Below are 17291 nucleotides of genomic sequence, written 5' to 3'. Positions count from 1 at the left end.
GTGCTTGAAGGAATGAACAACAGGATCAAGGTCATCAAGAGGATGGCGTACGGCTTCCGGGATAACGACTACTTCTTCATGAAGATCAAAGCCGCTTTTCCCGGAATTCCGCGATGAACCTTTTTTTTTGGGTGCAGATACGACTGGCGCCACCGGATGCGGGTGCTAAAAGCGGGTGCTTGCGCAGTGTGGTACCATTCGCGCTCTTTTGTGGCGAAAGGAACGACGACCCAGTGTCACGATTACTGAAACCACCTACGTGTAACCTTTCCTCTCTGGGCTGACTGTCCCATCTTTGGCTGGACCTTGTTTCCCGCCACCCCCTGACCATGTCTAACAGCCTTTTTTGTGCGTGCCGGTGCATAGCCACAGAGAGGCATTTGACATTGGTCGACCACTATCTAGTCTGTTTAAAAACGACCAGGAAGGGAGAGACTGATGAAAACACCGATATTGGTGACGCCAAGTGTCATTGGGGCCGCATGTGGCTTCATTGTTAGCGTCTCTGTTCAGAGGGTTACCGCGGGTTTATATTTTTGACGATCTGATAAAGCTGCGACCCTCAGGGTCGCTTCGCGTTCAGATGATGTCGGGCTGTGAGGCTATAGAGGAACGCAACCCGGTTCCCTCGCATCGTCCGAACCGACTGGCTGCAAGGCAGGTAATCTGCCTCTCGAAGCAAGACGGAATACGGAGCTTAAATGAAAATTAATTACGAGACCGACTATGACGTCGGCCAAGATAACGTGCAGGTCATGGGAATGGATCTGCACAACCCTGTTTTCTTTATTAGTGCAGTATTGATTCTTACTTTTGTGATTGGCACGTTAATTTTCCCTGAACAAGCCAACGCTTTGCTAAATGGCTCCAAAGGCTGGGTTATTGAGCACTTTGACTGGTTATTCATGGTGAGCGGTAACGTCTTTGTTTTATTCTGCGTGATGTTGGCGGTATTGCCGTTGGGAAAAATTCGCCTCGGTGGGCAAAATGCCAGTCCGGAATTCTCTACCCTGTCCTGGTTTGCCATGTTGTTCGCAGCAGGGATGGGCATTGGCCTGATGTTCTGGAGCGTGGCGGAACCGGTGGCCTACCTTAATGGGCAGTGGTACGGCACGCCGTTGGCGGTGGCCGCCGGCTCGGAAGAGGCCCGGCATATGGCGATGGGCGCTACCATGTACCATTGGGGCCTGCACCCTTGGGCGATTTATGCTGTAGTCGCGTTGTCACTGGCCTTTTTCTCCTACAATAAAGGGATGCCGCTGACCATCCGATCGGCTTTTTACCCCTTGCTGGGTGAGCGCTGCTGGGGCTGGCCGGGGCATATTATCGATACTCTTGCTGTGCTGGCGACGATTTTTGGTCTGGCCACGTCACTGGGGCTGGGTGCTCAACAGGCTTCCGGTGGCTTGCACTTCCTGTTTGATACGCCCAACGCCATTAACGTACAGATCGGCATCATTGTCGGTGTGACCGCTGTTGCGGTGCTATCGGTGATCCGTGGCTTGGATGGTGGCGTGAAAGTGCTCAGTAATATCAACATGAGCCTGGCCGTTTTCCTGTTGTTGTTTGTGATTATCGCGGGTCCCACTGCGTTGATTCTCACGGGTTTCGGCACCACGGCGGTGGATTACATCAGTAATATTATTCCTCTGAGTACTTGGTTTGGCCGTGAAGACGGGGAATGGATGCACGGCTGGACCGTCTTCTACTGGGCATGGTGGATTTCCTGGTCGCCGTTTGTGGGGATGTTTATTGCGCGTATTTCCAAAGGCCGTACCGTGCGAGAATTCATTGTGGCAGTGTTGCTGGTGCCCACAGTGATTACCATTATCTGGATGACCGCGTTCGGTGCCACTGGGCTGGAGCAATCCATCAATGGCGTGGGTGAATTGGCGAATGGGGTAGGTGATGCTTCTCTGGCCATGTTCCAGATGCTGGCTCACTTGCCGTGGACGGGGATTATTTCCTTTTTGGGCATTGCGCTGGTGCTAGTGTTCTTCGTGACTTCGTCTGATTCGGGGTCTCTGGTGATTGATTCAATTACCGCTGGCGGCAAGCTCGATGCCCCGGTTCCTCAGCGTATTTTCTGGGCTGTAATGGAAGGGGTGATCGCTGGCGTGTTGCTGTACGGTGGCGGTAAAGAAGCGCTCAAGGCTCTGCAATCCGGTGCGGTCACTACGGGCCTGCCGTTTACCATTGTATTGTTGTTTATGTGCGTGAGCCTGTTTATGGCCTTATCGGCAGAACGTAAGCGTCTGAAACTGGCTTGATCAACATTCTGTGATTGATAAAAATGCCCGCGTTATGCGGGCATTTTTATGCCGTTTAGCGGCTGCAACCTGGTATCAACCGGCCGTTTTTTCAAACGGCGTTGGGTGATCGTATGGAAAGTAGGTGCACAGTGTGGAGGCCTGTATTTCCAGAATCAGCAGGATATGCCCGTAGTGGAATAAAAGCGCGCTCTGCTCCACGCAGCACGCGCGACGGTAAAAACAGCATGGGGCGTGCTGTGTCAGGCTCGGCGCAGCCGAGTATGCCGGTTGATGGTGTGCTGTAAGCCGAGCAGGGCGGGCAAGTGGGGACCGATTATCCCTTTGCCGGTGGTCAGCAGGGCGCCGCTTAGATCGCGTTGTGGATCGGCCCAACAGTAGATGCTGATAAAACCCAAATGCCCGAATGCTTTCGGGGCACCGGGCCCGAACATGCTCATGCCCCGGTTGCCGAGCATGAAGCCGCTGGAGAAATTCAGCGGCAGCATCAGGGTGCGGTCGAAGCGAGGGCGGTGGTAGGCAGGCTCCAGTGCACGGGCAACGGTTTCTGGCTGGAAGATCTGTTGGTCACCATAGCGGCCATTGTTGAGCAACATCTGGAAAAAACGGCTGGCCTCTTCTGCGGTGGCGTAGAGGTTGCCTGCGGGCACGATCACCTCTTGGAAACGATCATCGTTGGTGACCTCCACCACTTCATCAATGCTGCCGCCCACAGCATAATTGAGAAACAGATCGACCAGTTTCAACGGCACCCCAGTGGATACATCTACCGCACGTTCTTCGCCGGTCTTGCCGAAGGTAAAGTATTTCATTCCCATGGGTTGGCGGATGACCCGGTCCAGGGTGGCATTCAGGGATTCACCGGTTACCGCTTCAACCACGGCGCCAAGAATGAAGCCTGCGGTAATGGCATGGTAAGCCTGCGTATTGAGGCCGCTGGGCTTGGCGGCACAGAGAATGTCGATTATTTCCTGCGGCCGGTAGAGGATGTCTGTTTCCAGCGGCTCTTGGGGGCGTGGAATGCCGGCTTGATGGGTAAGCAGATGGCGCAGGGTTGTCCGGCCCTTGCCGTTCTGGCCGTAGGCGGGCAGATAGCGGGTTACCTTATCATCCAGACTGATCTGGCCCTGTTCTACTAGATGGTGCAGCAGCATAGCGCTAACCACCTTGGAGGCAGAGAACAGGCACACGGGAGTATCCGGTGTCATGATGCGATGCGCCTGTGGGTCTGCATAGCCGATGCTGCGATTAAGCATGAGCTCGCCGTGGCGACGCAGGCACAGGCTGATCGCCGGGCTCATGCCGCTGCGATACAGTTTGCGGGTGGCACGCCAGATAGCCTCAACCTGTTCGGAGCCCATGCCCGTTTTGCTCAGTGGCGCTTCATCACCGTGCAGGGTTAGTTCATCAAGGCTGCGGGGAATAGGGTTGCCATGCTTACTGATCAAGCGGCGTACACGCGGGCGAAGAGCCATAGTTGTCTCGCAAAAAAGGGTCGCAAAAGGAGTCTGCAGGCGGCGATAGTAGAGGTCGACGCTATGTTTATTGTGAAAGTACGACATTGTCCATGATCGCCGGGGCACTGCAATGGCTGCCTGCGCCATCTGTTTGGCGTTTAATCACAATAAATTGACCCGTTGAAACCTGTCCACTGCGTTACAATGAAACGTAATGTTTATTACGCAGCTGTTGGCTACAACGATGCGCGTCCTCGCTGTGGCGCGATACCCTATCAGAACAAAAGCCCTTAACAGGAGGCCCCATGGAGACCATCAAGCAATCCGATTTCCAGAGCTTTGCGGAGTTTTATCCCTATTACCTGCAGGAGCATGGCAACCCTACCTGTCGCCGGCTGCACTTTTTCGGCACCTTGGGGCTGTTCGGTGTGCTGGCCGGTGTGCTCATTACCGGCAACCTGTGGGGGCTATTGCTGTTACCGATAGTGGGCTATGGCTTTGCCTGGGTGGGACATTACGTTTTTGAAAAAAACCGCCCAGCCACGTTCAAGCACCCTTGGTACAGCCTTGCGGGTGATTTCGTCATGTTCAAAGATATTCTCACCGGGCGGATTGAGTGGTAGTGGCAGGCACCACAGGCAACAGGCCGCAAACTGCCCCGAGGAAAGCGGGATGACGGCGGTTGGGTATTTTCGGCCCGGTGAACCGTTGGCCAAGGATAGTGAGCTGCCGGATCTGGATTGTCGGGAAAATATTGATGCCATGGTTCATGGGTTTTATCAGCGCTTGCTGAATGATCCAGTCATGGCGCCGATGTTTTTGGCGGTGGCGGGTATCGACCTGCAACAGCACCTGCCGATCATTTGCCAGTACTGGTACAAAATGCTACTCGGTGAACAGGGTTATCAGCGGCACATGATGGCCAAGCATCGGGCGCTGGATGATCGCGAGCCGCTGACCGGGGAGCATCACGAACGGTGGCTGGGGCATTTTATGGCGAACCTGGACGGCCACTTTGCCGGGCCGATGACTGATCGTGCTGGCTTGATTGCCCAGCGCGTCATGAATAATCTCTATAGCCAGCTCAGTGCCCGCCGGGCCAGCGGCTCCCTAGAACAGGGGAATGATCAAGTTACCCACGAGTAAGCTCGCACCACTCAGGTAGCAGCTGGTAATCAAGATTGGATCTGAACCCAGCGCCTCTCGACGCAAATGAAAATACACGCCAGCCCCCAGCAATCCTGCTGCCACAATGAACATCCCAATCCAGAGAATTTGGCTCATGACGGTGCCCCGTTTACTGTCGTGAAGCAGTTTCTGTGTGTTGCGCAGAGAGTGAGCATCATTTGCCGCAACCCGCGATGAACCTTTGTTTTACTCCTGGAATCATTTTTTTGTCAATTTCGCCTGCCGTACAGCAACAATTTAGCCAATGATTCCCTGGGCCTGTAGCTCAGCAAATTCCGCGTCGCTTAGGCCTAGTTCATCACGGAGTACGCTGTGGTTATGGCTGCCCACCTCTCCGCCTGGCCAACGGGTTTTGCCGGGGGTGTCAGCTAATCGGGGGGTGATTGCCGGAACTTTTAAGGGCTTACCGTTGATCTCTACCTGCTGAAACAGGCCGCGGGCTTGAAAGTGAGGATCCTCCATCATGTCGGCTACAGAATAGATGGGGCCGGAAGGCACTCGGGCCTCGGCGAGGATGGTGAGAATGTCGTCGCTGGGCAGGCTGCGACACCAGCTGTCCAAGGCTGCATCAATGGCCTCTTCATGCTCAACGCGGCCGGCATTGTCGGCCATGGCTGGGTCTTCGGCCATATCTGGCCGGCCCGCAGCGGCCATCAGACGCTTGAAAATAGAATCGCCATTGCCACCAATCACCACGAATTTGCGATCGGCACAGCGGTAGGTGTTAGTGGGCACAATGCCTGTGACCGTGGAACCTGCGGGTTCACGAATCACGCCGGCTCCATCGAATTCGGGAATCACGCCTTCCAGTAGGTTGAACACGGATTCGTACAGTGCGATGTCCACGACTTGGCCACGCGCACTGTTTTGGCGCTCGAACAGGGCGAGCAGGATGCCAAGGGCTGCGTGCAGACCGGCAATGGTGTCACCCAGCGACAGGTTGGGGCGCACCGGGCGCTCGCCGGGGAAACCATTCACATAGCGCAGCCCTCCGATGCCTTCGCACACCGAGGCGTAGCCGGGTTTGTTGGCGTAGGGGCCGGTCTGTCCGTAGCCGGAAATACGGGTATAGATTAACCCGGGGTTATCGGTGGCAAAACTGTCCGGGCCCAATCCCCAGTTTTCCATGGTGCCGGGGCGGAAGTTTTCGATCACTACATCGGCGCCCACCATCAATCGACGGGCCAGTGCTTTGCCCTGGTCGGTTTTCAAATCCAGGGTCACCGACTTCTTGTTGCGCCCCAGGCTGCGCCACCAGAACGAGGTGCCATTCTCGTCCAGTTTGCGCCAGCCGCGAATCGGGTCACCACCGGGCGGCTCCACTTTCACCACATCGGCGCCGAAGTAAGCCAGCAGAGTGCCGGTAAAGGGCCCGGCCAGCAATTGTCCCAGTTCGATAACGCGCACGCCGTCTAAAGGCAGGCGGCGGGATGGAGTGTCAGACATTAGGGCCTCCGATAAGTGAATTTTTTAGCGCACAAGACTATAGGATTCGGCGCGTCAGTGGCAGTCGGGCCGCCCGCGATTGCGCTTGTTCATGTAGAATAGCGACCCCACATAATCGCACTCATAAGCGAGCGGTCTCTTTACTGAATGAAGACGGCCGGCGAAGCGGTGTAGTGATCTGAATAGGCTCTAAGGAAAACCCATGACCCCGGAACGTTACCGTCGCATTTGCGATACCCTGGACCGCCGCCAGCCTGATTTGACTGTCATTATGGACGGTGTTCACAAACCCCATAATATCGCCGCCATTGTGCGCACCTGCGACGCGGTGGGCATTCTTGATGTACATGCGGTGCTGCCCAAGAATCGTGCCCGCATGGCTGCAGGGACGGCCATGGGTTCCCAGCGTTGGGTGCAGGTGCACAAACGGGATGAAAGCACCGACGTGATCCGTGAATTGCAGGGGCAGGGGGTACAGGTGCTGGCGGCACACCTGTCGGATGACGCTATTGAGTATCGGCAGGTAGATTACACCCGTCCCACTGCACTGCTGTTGGGGACTGAAAAGTTTGGCGTCAGCGATGAGGTGGCCAGCGCGGTGGATCAGAATGTAACCATTCCCATGATGGGTATGGTGGAGTCATTTAACGTGAGTGTGGCGGCGGCGATCATTCTTTCCGAGGCCTGCGAGCAGCGCCGTGCCAAGGGCTTTTATGACCAGCCTCGGGTGGCAGCGGAGCGCTATCATGAGCTGTTGTTCCGCTGGGGCTATGCCCGTATTGCCCGCTTGTGCGATGCCCATGGCGTGCCGTATCCGGAGCTGGATGAAGAGGGGCAGGTGAAAGACAGCGCCGCGCTTACGGCGCTGTTGCAGAAGACTCAGACGAAGTCGTAGTGACGGGGGCTGCCGCTGCAGATGACGCCTCGGGTGGCCCCGGTGGACTTGCAGGCTTGCTGCTTGGCCCCGCAACCGGCCCCAGCGGAGTTGCTGTAGGGGCGTGGCTGACCTGCCACTGAAAATCACTGGCGCCGCCTTCGCCCACCCAGGCAGGGAACCACAGGGTATTGTCCATGGTGGCGTAGCGCAGGCGGCGAATATCGATGCCCTGTTCGCTGGACAAAGTGATCATTCTGGCTAGCACCTTGCCGTGGTGAATCTGATCCACCGCTGGGGTGGTGTCGACAATGGCTTGATGCACAATCTGATTAAAGGTATCGCGGGGAATACCGGAAAAATTCATTCGGTTTAGGTCAGCAATAAAGGCATCGGCCAGTTCGTTAACCGTATTGATGCGGCCGTCGGCTTTTAACTCAGCCAACTTTTTGTTGGCCACTTCGTCATATTTCTTGAACGCGCCATCGTTCTCTGCATCCGCTAACGCTACGATGGCCTCGCCCAGACTATCCATGTTCTGGAAATCCAGTTTGGGAATCGCCCCCATCAGGTCAATCACCGTATCGGGAATGCCTTCGCTCTGGAAACCCAGCCGTGGGGTCGCGCCTGGATCGTGTTCATACTGGGTGGTGCTGTTGGCATCATCCTCGTAGAACATGTTCATGGTTACGCCATCCAGGAAGGCATCGAACAGTCCGTTGGGCACGACGGGCATGTGGTTACTGAAGAACATTTCCCAGCCCTGATTGGAATCCAGGTGTAGCCAGTCTCCGGGCAGGCGGGTGGCATTCATGCGAGTTTCGAAATCGCTCATGGTGCCGTCTACAATACCGTATTGCTTGTCACCATAGACTGAATCAAACGTGACTCGTGCGCTATCCAGGTTTTGAAAATCAATAGCAAAGTGAATCCGCGGTTCGCGCAGGAACATGAGGAAAAACTTCAGTACTTTCATGCTGCCAATGGCGAACCGGGAAGGAATCGTCACTGACTGTTCATAGAAGTCCACCTGAAATTTCTGGCTGAAGAAGGTGGGCAGGTAGGCGTACCAGACCCGCGCCTTGACCAGCATGGAGGCGCGCACTGCGCCATCGCGCACAGCCAGAGGTGTTGCCTTGATGTTCTTGCGGGTATCCAGATCCACACGCAAGTTCTGGTTGAGAATACCGGTACTGATATTCACATAAATATTATCAAAGACATTTTCGTCCTTGTGGGGCCCAAGCCGTGGCGCCATGGACCGAATTTGGGTGAAGTCTTTGGGTTCATACTCCATGCGCATCAGGGTAGTCTGGATCCAGCCTTCGTCCAGATTCACCTCCACATAATCCGCCCGTGAACGTTCGCTGTTGTTGCGCACCAAATACAGATAGCGGGGTTTGTTGCGAGGTGAGTCGAGACGGATTTCTTCCAGCATCTGCCCTTCAGACAGGCTGTGCTTTGCCGGATCGAAGCGGTCCCAGCCACCATCACGGAACATGAAAACCAGTTCATCGAAATCGTCGAAAATGCCGGGCTCGCCTTCTGGCTTGCTGTCGTTTTCACCGTCGATCCAGATCAGCCCGGTCTTGTCGAATTCGTCTATCTGGAAAGGAATCGGAATCAGCTTGCCGGCCCGCACGGCCATTAGTGATAACTGGTCAGTGGCAATGCCATTATGGCGTGCCAGCTCGTACCCCTTGATTTCCATGGGGTACAGATAAGTAAATTGGGTGGTATCCAGCGCCTTGAGGGTGTGGTCCAGCTGTTCGGTGGAAATACGGGCCAATCCGGTGGCCCAGAGCCCCATGGCACTGGGGTCCGCCTTGTAGAACTCCACGAACCGCTTGAAATAGGCATCGGGTACGCCATCTGTCCATACTTTCCGTGCCTGGAGGGGGTTGCTCACGCAGAGAAACAGCGCAATCAAACCGATCCATCCCTGTTTGTCGGTCATTTTGTTATTCTCTTCGACGAATTCGGATAGGCAAAAACTTAGAAGTTCCTTAAGGCCCTAGAGTATGACAACAGAACAGGAAAAAGTAGGCCTCAACGCCCTGCATGAACGGCTCCACCGGGTATTACCGGCGGTGTCACTGTCGTGCCAGGCATTGCCGCAAACCCCGGCCCTGCGCTTGTGGTTGCTCGATGAGCTGTTCCCTGAGCAGGCGCTGCCCCCGGAAATCGTCAATGCGATCATGGAAGAACCGCCGTATTGGTCGTTCTGCTGGGCCTCCGGGCAGGTGCTGGCGCGGCACCTGCTGGAAACTCCCGAGCTTGTCGCTGGCCGCTGTGTGGTCGATGTCGGGCCGGGGTCCGGGGTGGTTGCCATCGCCGCGGCCATGGCGGGCGCGCGTAAGGTAATTGCCTGTGATCTGGATAAGGATGCTCTGACTGCCACGGCCATGAATGCCCGGGAAAACGGCGTTAATGTGGTGTTGAGCAATGATCTGGACTCCGCCCTGGAAGAGGCGGATCTGGTCACCGCAGCGGATATTCTCTATGACCGCGACAACCTGCCGTTACTGGCTCAGTTCCAGGCAGTCAGTGCTGTGCTGCTGGCGGATTCCCGGGTGCCAGACCTGAACCCGCCGGGTTACCGTTTGCTGGGGGAATGGGAGTCTTGCACCTGGCCGGATCTGGGGGAGTCGGGGGAGTACAACCACGTTCGCCTGTTTGCTTCGGAACCGTAGCCGCTTGTTCTGGTCAGAAAAAAGTGGGTGACGCCCAATCCCGGCTACCCGTCTTCAAGGGCCGGGCATTTCCGGGCGCCAACCCGGTACTGGACTCTTAGCGCATCATCCCTTTTACCGATGATGCTTTCCTTGAAACAGGAGGAACAACCGTTGTTTGAACAAACGTTGTCTACGAAAAAGAAACCGAGCTTTTCTGCTGTTTGGATGTTCGCGTTGTTATGCGTTGCCTTTTCCCCGATTCATGCCGCCTTGCCTGCCGTCACTGCCGAGGGTGATGCCCTCCCTTCGTTGGCGCCCATGCTGGAAAAAACCTCACCGGCGGTGGTGAATATCGCCATTGAAACCCGGGTGCGAACGGCCCGCAATCCGTTGATGGACGACCCGTTTTTTCGTCGCTTCTTCAACATGCCGGAACGTCAGCGGCCCTCTGAGCGCCGTGCCGCCAGTGCAGGTTCCGGGGTGATTGTGGATGCTGCTGAAGGCTATGTGCTGACCAACGCCCACGTGGTCAAAAATGCCGACAACATCGAAGTCACCCTCACCGATGGACGAGAGTTGTCGGCAGAGCTGGTGGGTGTGGATGAGGAGGTGGACTTGGCGGTGCTGAAACTGGAGGACGCGGAGCGTCTCACTCAGATTGCCATTGCCGATTCCACTGGCCTGCGAGTCGGTGACTTCGTTGTTGCCATCGGCAATCCCTTCGGGCTTGGCCAGACCGTCACCAGCGGGATCGTGTCCGCACTGGGGCGTACCGGACTAGGCATTGAAGGTTATGAAAGCTTTATCCAGACCGATGCGTCGATTAACCCGGGCAACTCCGGTGGCGCACTGGTCAACCTGCGCGGTGAGCTGGTCGGTATCAACACGGCCATTCTGGCGCCGGCCGGCGGCAATGTGGGCATCGGTTTCGCCATCCCCACGGAAATGGCCGAGAACGTGATGCAGCAGCTCATCGAACACGGTGAAGTGCGCCGTGGCATGCTCGGCGTCACCATCCAGGACCTTACCGCTGAACTGGCGGAAGCCTTCGGAGTAGAGCGTCAGCGCGGTGTGGTGATTACCCAGGTGGTAGAAGACAGTGCGGCAGAGAAAGCCGGCCTGAAAAGCGGTGATGTGGTGACCGCTGTGGATGGCCGTCCGGTCAATCGCGCGGCCGACCTGCGTAACAAGGTGGGTATGGCCCCGGTGGGTGAGAAGGTCGAGCTGAGCATCCTGCGTGAGGGCAAGAAAAAAGACGTCACCGCCGTGATCAGCGAGTCATCACGGGAAACCGCCGGCGGTGAAGCCGTCTCCAAATTCCTGGAAGGCGCCAACTTGCGCGACCTGCGCAAGGGCGAGCTGCAACATGCCGACGCCGGCGTACTGGTCGACAACGTAGAGCGTGGCTCCCCGGCCTGGCGCGCCGGGCTACGCAACGGTGACGTGATCATCAACGTGAACCGCCAGGACGTGGCAACCATGGACGAGTTGCGCAAGGCCGTGGGCGACAAGAACGCGGCCCTGTTGTTGCGGGTTAACCGCAACGGCGGTGTGTTCTTCGTGGTGGTGCGTTGATCGACTAATCATCACGCTGTAACAAAAAAGCCGGCATTGTTTGCCGGCTTTTTTGTGGGCGCCGATTCTGCTGTTATGTAGGTCGACTTAGGCGTAGCCGTAAGCCGACAATCAGCCATTGCTACTTATTTCACAGTACGCGAGGAAGATGCGTGGCAGGGTTTTATGATGGTTGAATTCGAGAGACTATAAAAAATAGAAATAAGGACTGGCGCGATGAAAAGCATTCCTCTTTCGGGGGAAATTGCAATGGTGACAGCAATCACTGGCATCGCTGTGGGATTGGGCGATTTTTTATTTTTTGAACCGGAATCGGGTGTATATAATTCATTGATTTTTATTTTTAAATTGATGTGGTGGATGTAGTTTCTGTTGCATGTTATTGCTTTTACGATTCATGTAGGGGGGAGGAGAAAATGAGGATATTAATTATAAATACGGAAAATCCATACATTTACGGCCGAATAATCGGGTGTGTCCATCAGTTGGATGGTAAATAACCCTATAAGTTTGATTGGCCATTTAGGTCTTGGTAGTAGTTGTTATATAGGTTGGCTGACGATCCGTATGGCTAGTCCAGTATGGTTGATAGAAGTGCGAGCCTTTCATGTTGAATTCAATTTTTGTTACCTAATTTCAGCGAGGCTGCAGGTAAGAAAGAGATGATGAAATTAGCTAAAGGTCCTGGCTATGGTGGATGAAGAATAATATGTTGGGAAAAATAATACATTTCGTTCTCGCAGCGCTAATTATGGTTCAGGGTTTTTATTACTTGGGTGAACCTGAAGGGCCCTTTAATCAAAGGTTTATGTCTGACTATACTTATGAGGTAGGTCAAAATATTGGTTTCGGGTGGGTCTTTGTTTTTCACTTGGCGGCTGCCTTTTTTCTTATTCTATTAGGTATAAAAAAAGGGCGTAAATAGGAAAAAGTGCTTGGCATGATCGGAAATATATATGTCTCTAGGCCGCTGACCTGAGGCTGACGTGGGACGCAGACAAGGGCCTGCTGACAGGCATCACGCTGGGTATTCTGGCTGCACGCCATATGTACAAGATATCTGAGAAGGCACGGGTGCAGTTGCGTAGGTCAGCTTAGGCGTAGCTGTAAGCCGGCAGCTAGCTTTTCAGGCAGCGCTGTTGAATGTCGGATTACGCCTTTCAGGCTAATACGACCTACTTTAAGACGCTTTATGTGTCGTTTTCTTCAAAGGTTCCATGGCGGCCTGCGCCTTGTGCGAAGCGATCCCGCGCCGGCCAGGGTTTCTTCAAACACTACCGCGACCCCCCCCCGGCGCCTTCGTCACGCAGGGCGGTTTCCTGCTCCTTGTCCCATTGTTGGTAGGCGGATAGCCGATCTGCAGAGCTTCTTCCGCGTTCACCGGGCGGCCGGTGAGAATCATGTCCATGGCGCGGCTATGGTCGATCAAGCGGTGCAGGCGGGGTAGGCAGAGGGTGCCGCCATCAATCAGAGGCACACCCCAGCGCCGGCAAAATACGCCGAAGGTGGCGGTGTATTCCATTACGCGCAGATCACAAAACAGTGCCAGTTCCAGCCCTCCTGCTACCGCAAAGCCGGATACGGCGGCGATTACCGGTTTGCTTAACAGCATGCGCGACGGGCCCTTGGGGCCGGGGCCAGTACCGGTGGCTTCCACCTCATTGCGCAGTGCCGGGTCGCCCATGGCAGACAGGTCGGCCCCGGCGCAGAAATTACCGCCAGCGCCATGGAGAATGGCCACATGCAAAGTCGGGTCCTGCTCGAAGTGGTCGAAGGCAGCACGCAGCGCGTCGGCGGTGGGCCGGTCGACGGCGTTGCGTTTGTCCGGGCGGTTCAGGGTGATGATATAAATGCTGTCGCGTTGTTTGGTTAAAACGGAATCGCTCACTGGGTCACCTTGGTTGTCTGGAACAGGGGAATCATTACAGTGGGGTTCTCTACGGTTAGAAATATCTAAGCATAAGACTTGCCGGTATGTCTGCCGGTAGCAGGGCGAGGTTGTTGGAGACAGTGATGGCGTATGTACGTGAGTACGAAGATGAGAGCATGACCCGCGAGCAGTTGGATCAGAGTGCCGGTCTGCGGGTGATCGAATTTGGCGCCAATTGGTGTGGGCACTGCATTGCCGCTCAGCCGGATATCGAAGCGGTGTTTGCAGAGCATCCGGAACTCGAGCATGAAAAGATAGCGGACGGGCCAGGCAGACCCCTAGGACGCAGTTTCCGTGTGAAGCTATGGCCAACTCTAATATTGCTTCGAGATGGTGAGGAAATAAACCGGGTGGTGCGGCCCGGTAGTGCTGATCAGGTTCGTCAACTTTTCTTGTCGGCCTTTCCGGGGTAATCGCGTATGCGTTATTGCGGGACTTCAAGCACCACTTTACCCACGGACTGACCTGACTGCAGTAGCGCTAATGCGGCATGGGCATCATTGAAAGCGAAGCGGTGACCCACGTGTGGTGGTGGCAGGTCAATGGCTTGCAGTTCTTCCAGCAAGGCCTGCATGACGGCTTTTTGTTCCCATAGCCAGATCAGGTTAAAAGCCATCACCGAGCGGTTGCTGCTGATCATATCCATGACGTCATAGCGGGGGCGGCGCAGGTAACGCCAGGCGGCTTTGAGATAATTGGGGCGGTTGCCGGTGGGGGGAATTCCGCGGCGCCGAAAACCACCAGGCGGCCCATGGGGTTGAGGGCTGCAAAGCTGGCCTGTTGCACGGTGCCGCCGATGGCGTCGAGTATCAGCTCGAATCGGTGACCGGTTTCGGTGAGTTGACGGGCAAAATCCGATTGGCGTACCAGTACATTCTCAAAACCCATTTCCTGCAGCATCGCGGCTTTGTCGGAGCTGCCTACCGTTCCCACGGGGTTGGCGCCCAGCAGGATTGCCAGTTTCATGCTCTGCAAACCGACCCCGCCGGCGGCGCTGTGAATCAGAACGCGTTGGCCTGGCTGGAGGTTGCCCAGGGTGGTCAAGGCATACCAGGCGGTGAGTGTCTGGGCCGGGAAGGCGGCGCCTTGGGCGAAGTCCCAGTGGCGAGGCAAGGGCATCAAATAATCCGGTTCGCTATCAATCACCGAGCAATAACCGCCAAAGCGGGTAACGCCCATTACCCGGTCGCCCACGCTAAAGCGACGGTTAGCAGAGTTGCCATGAGCCCCGGCATCGATGACCGTGCCAGCAAATTCCAGCCCCGGGGTGAACGCGCCCTGTGGCGTTGCGGAATACAGGCCGGTGAGGGCGAAAATATCGGCAAAATTCAGCCCCACCGCGTGGACTTGTATGCGCAGCTGCCCGGCCAGAAGCGGCGGGAGCGGTGTTTGCTTTTGTCTCAGCCTGGTGAGGCTGCCTGCTTTGGGAGTTTCCCAGACTGTTACGGTGGGCATGTGATTTCCAACAGTGAAACAGGCAGTATGCGTGGTCGCTGAATAGGCCTCAATGCACCGCGTAACAGGAACTCTCACCTAGGCGCAGGTCTGTAAAGTTTTACTTTTCGTATCGCACTGGCTGCTCTTTGGGCGCCCTTTTCTTTTTCAGGAAGAAAGGGAAGAATAGCTTGTTCCGAAAGCGAAACTGATGGAGTCCGCCTATGCTGAATAACCCGGATATAGGGAAGCTGATTTTACGCCTGTCGTTGGGGCTGATGCTGCTGTTGCATGGTGTGCATAAATTGCATGCTGGGGTTGGCTGGATTGCAGGGGTTCTGGCTGAGCACCATTTGCCAGGGTTCTTGGCCTATGGGGTTTTCATTGGCGAGGTGGTCGCGCCAGTGATGATAATTATTGGTTATCAGACACGCATTGGCGCTGCGTTGATTGTCACCAATATGCTTGTCGCGCTGGTGTTAGCGCATATGGGGGAGTTGTTCAGCTTGAGTAGCAGTGGCGGCTGGGCGATTGAGCTGCAGGGGTTTTATTTGTTCACCGCCGCGGCGTTGGTGTTTCTTGGGGCCGGCAAGTACGCGATGAAGAATTAACGCTTAAGCTGCCAGGCATCAGCTTTGAAGAAAGATAAAGGCCACAACCTGACTGGGTTGTGGCCTTTTAGCTAGCGCGTAGACCGTTAAATTAGACGGTTTTTCTCTGTGATTTGGCCGTTCAGTGTCCAGAAATCATAGAGGATACCCAGCCCGAAAAGGCCCGCTGTCAGCAGGTAAATAATACCGGTGATGACCTTGCCCATGTAGAAGCGGTGAATACCAAAAATACCGAGGAAGGTGAGTAGAACCCAGCCCACGTTGTAATCGATGCTGCCGGCTTCGTAGCGTGTATCCGCCGCGTCGTCCATGCTGGGGATCAGGAACAGGTCGATAATCCAGCCGATGAAGAACAGCCCCAGAGTAAAGAACCAGAGCGTGCCGGTGAGCTGGCGGCCATAGTAAAAACGGTGGGCTCCCATGAAGCCAAATATCCACAGTAGGTAACCAATCACTTTGCTGTGCGTGTCCTGATTCTGCATGTTTGATTCCTTTTCATTAAGAGGGTTTACAGATCGACCTTGAGGGCAGCACTGGCTGTATTGGCTTTGTCTCGTGCTGCGTCAATGCTGTCCGCTTTGGCTAATGCTACACCCAGCCGACGGCTGCCGTTGATATCCGGCTTGCCAAATAGGCGAACTTCCGTATCCGAGTTGGCCAGCGCCGTGTTCAGGCCATGGTAACGCATTGCTTCCGACCGGCCTTGTACCAGTAGTACGGAGGACGCTGAGGGGCCGCGTTGCTCAATGGCCGGTATCGGCAGCCCAAGAATGGCGCGGGCATGTAAGGCGAACTCTGACAGGTTTTGGGAGATCAATGTGACCAGACCAGTGTCGTGGGGGCGGGGTGAGACTTCACTGAAGTACACTTGGTCGCCTTTGATAAATAACTCAACGCCGAAAATACCCAGCCCTCCAAGAGCATCGGTAATTGCCAGTGCGACCTCACGAGATGCCTGTAGTGCTGCTGCACTCATGGGCTCGGGTTGCCAGGATTCCTGATAATCCCCGTTTTCTTGGCGATGACCAATAGGCGCACAGTAGCTGGTTTTGATCTCGCTGCCGGCCTTGTGGCGGACGGTCAGCAGGGTGATTTCGTAGTCAAAGTCCACAAAACCTTCCACGATGACCCGGCCCTGACCTGCACGGCCACCGGACTGTGCGTATTCCCAGGCAGGCAGAACGTCGGCTTCGCTTTTCAGTGTGCTTTGCCCCTTGCCAGAGGAGCTCATCACCGGTTTCACCACACAGGGGAAACCAATCTCGCGCACGGCTTGTTGATAGTCCTCCGTGTTTTCAGCAAAACGATAGGGAGAAGTGGGTAGTGACAGTTCCTCTGCGGCGAGACAACGAATGCCTTCACGGTTCATGGTCAGTTTGGCGGCGCGGGCGGTGGGGACTACGGTGTAGCCTTCCGCTTCCAGTTTGACCAGTTCATCCGTGGCGATAGCCTCGATTTCCGGAACGATGAGTGCCGGTTTTTCCTGTTCAACCAAGGCTCGCAGCGTAGCGCCATCGAGCATGTTAATGACATGGCTGTGTTGCGCCACTTGCATGGCAGGGGCATGGTCGTAGCGATCCACCGCAATCACTTCGCAACCATAACGAATCAGTTCCAGGGCGACTTCACGGCCCAGCTCGCCGGAGCCCAGCAGCATCACTCGGGTGGCGTTGTCGGTGAAAGGGGTGCCGATGACAGTCATAACAGCTCTCAATATGTTTGGTGTCCTGATTGTAATGAAAAGTCGGCACTACGCCAGCCGTGGCTTGCGCGGCTCCGTTCTGCGCGCAGGGCGCTTGCGGTACACTTGGCCTGTGTGGTGCCCGCTAAG

The 17291-nt window shown here is 55.6% G+C and carries 18 protein-coding genes; 10 read left to right on the top strand and 8 right to left on the bottom strand.

Annotation, left to right across the window (positions count from 1 at the left end; translation table 11 throughout):
* Nucleotides 1-117, top strand: a 117-nt coding sequence (locus ABNH10_RS07080) for a transposase (protein ID WP_349384762.1), incomplete at its 5' end; no start/stop codon positions are given.
* Between the two features lie 584 nt (nucleotides 118-701).
* On the top strand, nucleotides 702-2270 hold the full coding sequence (locus ABNH10_RS07075; protein ID WP_349385270.1) for a BCCT family transporter: 1569 nt from the start codon (nucleotides 702-704) through the stop codon (nucleotides 2268-2270).
* A 242-nt stretch (nucleotides 2271-2512) separates the two neighbouring features.
* Here the strand turns inward: ABNH10_RS07075 and ABNH10_RS07070 are convergent, their stop codons facing one another.
* Complete coding sequence (locus tag ABNH10_RS07070) at nucleotides 2513-3745, bottom strand: serine hydrolase domain-containing protein (protein WP_349385269.1); 1233 nt, start codon at nucleotides 3743-3745, stop codon at nucleotides 2513-2515.
* A gap of 287 nt (nucleotides 3746-4032) precedes the next feature.
* Between ABNH10_RS07070 and ABNH10_RS07065 the strand changes: the two genes are divergently transcribed.
* Nucleotides 4033-4350 carry an Mpo1-like protein gene (locus tag ABNH10_RS07065; RefSeq protein ID WP_349385268.1) on the top strand — a complete coding sequence of 106 codons (318 nt, stop codon included), beginning with the start codon at nucleotides 4033-4035 and terminating at the stop codon, nucleotides 4348-4350.
* A 49-nt stretch (nucleotides 4351-4399) separates the two neighbouring features.
* Nucleotides 4400-4873, top strand: a complete 474-nt coding sequence (locus tag ABNH10_RS07060) for a group III truncated hemoglobin (RefSeq protein ID WP_349385267.1) — start codon at nucleotides 4400-4402, stop codon at nucleotides 4871-4873.
* 279 nt (nucleotides 4874-5152) lie between these two features.
* On the opposite strand, the gene ABNH10_RS07055 is transcribed toward ABNH10_RS07060, so the two are convergent.
* Entirely contained in the window at nucleotides 5153-6361 is a 1209-nt protein-coding gene (locus ABNH10_RS07055; protein WP_349385266.1) for a CaiB/BaiF CoA transferase family protein, read from the bottom strand.
* Between the two features lie 202 nt (nucleotides 6362-6563).
* Between ABNH10_RS07055 and trmH the strand changes: the two genes are divergently transcribed.
* Nucleotides 6564-7256, top strand: a complete 693-nt coding sequence (gene trmH, locus ABNH10_RS07050; protein WP_349385265.1) for a tRNA (guanosine(18)-2'-O)-methyltransferase TrmH — start codon at nucleotides 6564-6566, stop codon at nucleotides 7254-7256.
* On the opposite strand, the gene ABNH10_RS07045 is transcribed toward trmH, so the two are convergent.
* A complete protein-coding gene (locus ABNH10_RS07045) occupies nucleotides 7219-9192 on the bottom strand; it encodes a hypothetical protein (protein ID WP_349385264.1) in 1974 nt (657 codons plus the stop codon). The genes trmH and ABNH10_RS07045 overlap by 38 nt on opposite strands.
* 64 nt (nucleotides 9193-9256) lie before the next feature.
* Here ABNH10_RS07045 and ABNH10_RS07040 point away from each other — a divergent pair, with 64 nt between their 5' ends.
* From ABNH10_RS07040 to ABNH10_RS07030, 3 genes are all read left to right on the top strand, one after another.
* Nucleotides 9257-9928, top strand: coding sequence for a class I SAM-dependent methyltransferase (locus tag ABNH10_RS07040; RefSeq protein ID WP_349385263.1), 672 nt, complete (start codon nucleotides 9257-9259; stop codon nucleotides 9926-9928).
* A gap of 153 nt (nucleotides 9929-10081) precedes the next feature.
* Nucleotides 10082-11485 carry a DegQ family serine endoprotease gene (locus tag ABNH10_RS07035; RefSeq protein ID WP_349385262.1) on the top strand — a complete coding sequence of 468 codons (1404 nt, stop codon included), beginning with the start codon at nucleotides 10082-10084 and terminating at the stop codon, nucleotides 11483-11485.
* A gap of 216 nt (nucleotides 11486-11701) precedes the next feature.
* Entirely contained in the window at nucleotides 11702-11851 is a 150-nt protein-coding gene (locus ABNH10_RS07030; RefSeq protein WP_349385261.1) for a hypothetical protein, read from the top strand.
* Nucleotides 11852-12752: 901 nt separating this feature from the next.
* Here the strand turns inward: ABNH10_RS07030 and ABNH10_RS07025 are convergent.
* On the bottom strand, nucleotides 12753-13373 hold the full coding sequence (locus tag ABNH10_RS07025) for a crotonase/enoyl-CoA hydratase family protein (protein WP_349385260.1): 621 nt from the start codon (nucleotides 13371-13373) through the stop codon (nucleotides 12753-12755).
* 125 nt (nucleotides 13374-13498) lie between these two features.
* Here ABNH10_RS07025 and ABNH10_RS07020 point away from each other — a divergent pair, with 125 nt between their 5' ends.
* Nucleotides 13499-13828, top strand: a complete 330-nt coding sequence (locus tag ABNH10_RS07020; RefSeq protein ID WP_349385259.1) for a thioredoxin family protein — start codon at nucleotides 13499-13501, stop codon at nucleotides 13826-13828.
* A gap of 11 nt (nucleotides 13829-13839) precedes the next feature.
* Here the strand turns inward: ABNH10_RS07020 and ABNH10_RS07015 are convergent, their stop codons facing one another.
* Nucleotides 13840-14055 carry a zinc-binding dehydrogenase gene (locus ABNH10_RS07015; RefSeq protein WP_349385258.1) on the bottom strand — a complete coding sequence of 72 codons (216 nt, stop codon included), beginning with the start codon at nucleotides 14053-14055 and terminating at the stop codon, nucleotides 13840-13842.
* Complete coding sequence (locus ABNH10_RS07010; RefSeq protein ID WP_349385257.1) at nucleotides 14052-14870, bottom strand: zinc-binding dehydrogenase; 819 nt, start codon at nucleotides 14868-14870, stop codon at nucleotides 14052-14054. Before ABNH10_RS07010 ends, ABNH10_RS07015 begins: the two co-directional genes overlap by 4 nt.
* A 203-nt stretch (nucleotides 14871-15073) precedes the next feature.
* Between ABNH10_RS07010 and ABNH10_RS07005 the strand changes: the two genes are divergently transcribed.
* The gene (locus ABNH10_RS07005; RefSeq protein ID WP_349385256.1) at nucleotides 15074-15460 is read left to right on the top strand and encodes a DoxX family protein; all 387 of its coding nucleotides are present in this window, start codon (nucleotides 15074-15076) and stop codon (nucleotides 15458-15460) included.
* Nucleotides 15461-15546: 86 nt separating this feature from the next.
* On the opposite strand, the gene ABNH10_RS07000 is transcribed toward ABNH10_RS07005, so the two are convergent.
* Nucleotides 15547-15942, bottom strand: coding sequence for an NINE protein (locus ABNH10_RS07000; protein WP_349385255.1), 396 nt, complete (start codon nucleotides 15940-15942; stop codon nucleotides 15547-15549).
* Nucleotides 15943-15968: 26 nt separating this feature from the next.
* Nucleotides 15969-17162: a formate-dependent phosphoribosylglycinamide formyltransferase gene (purT, locus tag ABNH10_RS06995; RefSeq protein WP_349385254.1), complete on the bottom strand. Its 1194-nt coding sequence runs from the start codon at nucleotides 17160-17162 to the stop codon at nucleotides 15969-15971.
* Nucleotides 17163-17291: the final 129 nt, after the last annotated feature.

The organism is Alcanivorax sp., from assembly GCF_040119285.1.
Lineage (GTDB): Bacteria > Pseudomonadota > Gammaproteobacteria > Pseudomonadales > Alcanivoracaceae > Alcanivorax.
Note: the sequence above shows the minus strand (reverse complement) of the source record. Positions and strands in the feature narration are given on the sequence as shown.

Excerpts from the sequence above, each read along its gene's own strand:
- ABNH10_RS07075 (WP_349385270.1), top strand. The coding sequence starts at position 702 with ATGAAAATTAATTACGAGACCGACTATGACGTCGGCCAAGATAACGTG.
- ABNH10_RS07070 (WP_349385269.1), bottom strand. The coding sequence starts at position 3,745 with ATGGCTCTTCGCCCGCGTGTACGCCGCTTGATCAGTAAGCATGGCAAC.
- ABNH10_RS07065 (WP_349385268.1), top strand. The coding sequence starts at position 4,033 with ATGGAGACCATCAAGCAATCCGATTTCCAGAGCTTTGCGGAGTTTTAT.
- ABNH10_RS07060 (WP_349385267.1), top strand. The coding sequence starts at position 4,400 with ATGACGGCGGTTGGGTATTTTCGGCCCGGTGAACCGTTGGCCAAGGAT.
- ABNH10_RS07055 (WP_349385266.1), bottom strand. The coding sequence starts at position 6,361 with ATGTCTGACACTCCATCCCGCCGCCTGCCTTTAGACGGCGTGCGCGTT.
- trmH (WP_349385265.1), top strand. The coding sequence starts at position 6,564 with ATGACCCCGGAACGTTACCGTCGCATTTGCGATACCCTGGACCGCCGC.
- ABNH10_RS07045 (WP_349385264.1), bottom strand. The coding sequence starts at position 9,192 with ATGACCGACAAACAGGGATGGATCGGTTTGATTGCGCTGTTTCTCTGC.
- ABNH10_RS07040 (WP_349385263.1), top strand. The coding sequence starts at position 9,257 with ATGACAACAGAACAGGAAAAAGTAGGCCTCAACGCCCTGCATGAACGG.
- ABNH10_RS07030 (WP_349385261.1), top strand. The coding sequence starts at position 11,702 with ATGAAAAGCATTCCTCTTTCGGGGGAAATTGCAATGGTGACAGCAATC.
- ABNH10_RS07020 (WP_349385259.1), top strand. The coding sequence starts at position 13,499 with ATGGCGTATGTACGTGAGTACGAAGATGAGAGCATGACCCGCGAGCAG.
- ABNH10_RS07015 (WP_349385258.1), bottom strand. The coding sequence starts at position 14,055 with ATGATCAGCAGCAACCGCTCGGTGATGGCTTTTAACCTGATCTGGCTA.
- ABNH10_RS07010 (WP_349385257.1), bottom strand. The coding sequence starts at position 14,870 with ATGCCCACCGTAACAGTCTGGGAAACTCCCAAAGCAGGCAGCCTCACC.
- ABNH10_RS07005 (WP_349385256.1), top strand. The coding sequence starts at position 15,074 with ATGCTGAATAACCCGGATATAGGGAAGCTGATTTTACGCCTGTCGTTG.
- ABNH10_RS07000 (WP_349385255.1), bottom strand. The coding sequence starts at position 15,942 with ATGCAGAATCAGGACACGCACAGCAAAGTGATTGGTTACCTACTGTGG.
- purT (WP_349385254.1), bottom strand. The coding sequence starts at position 17,162 with ATGACTGTCATCGGCACCCCTTTCACCGACAACGCCACCCGAGTGATG.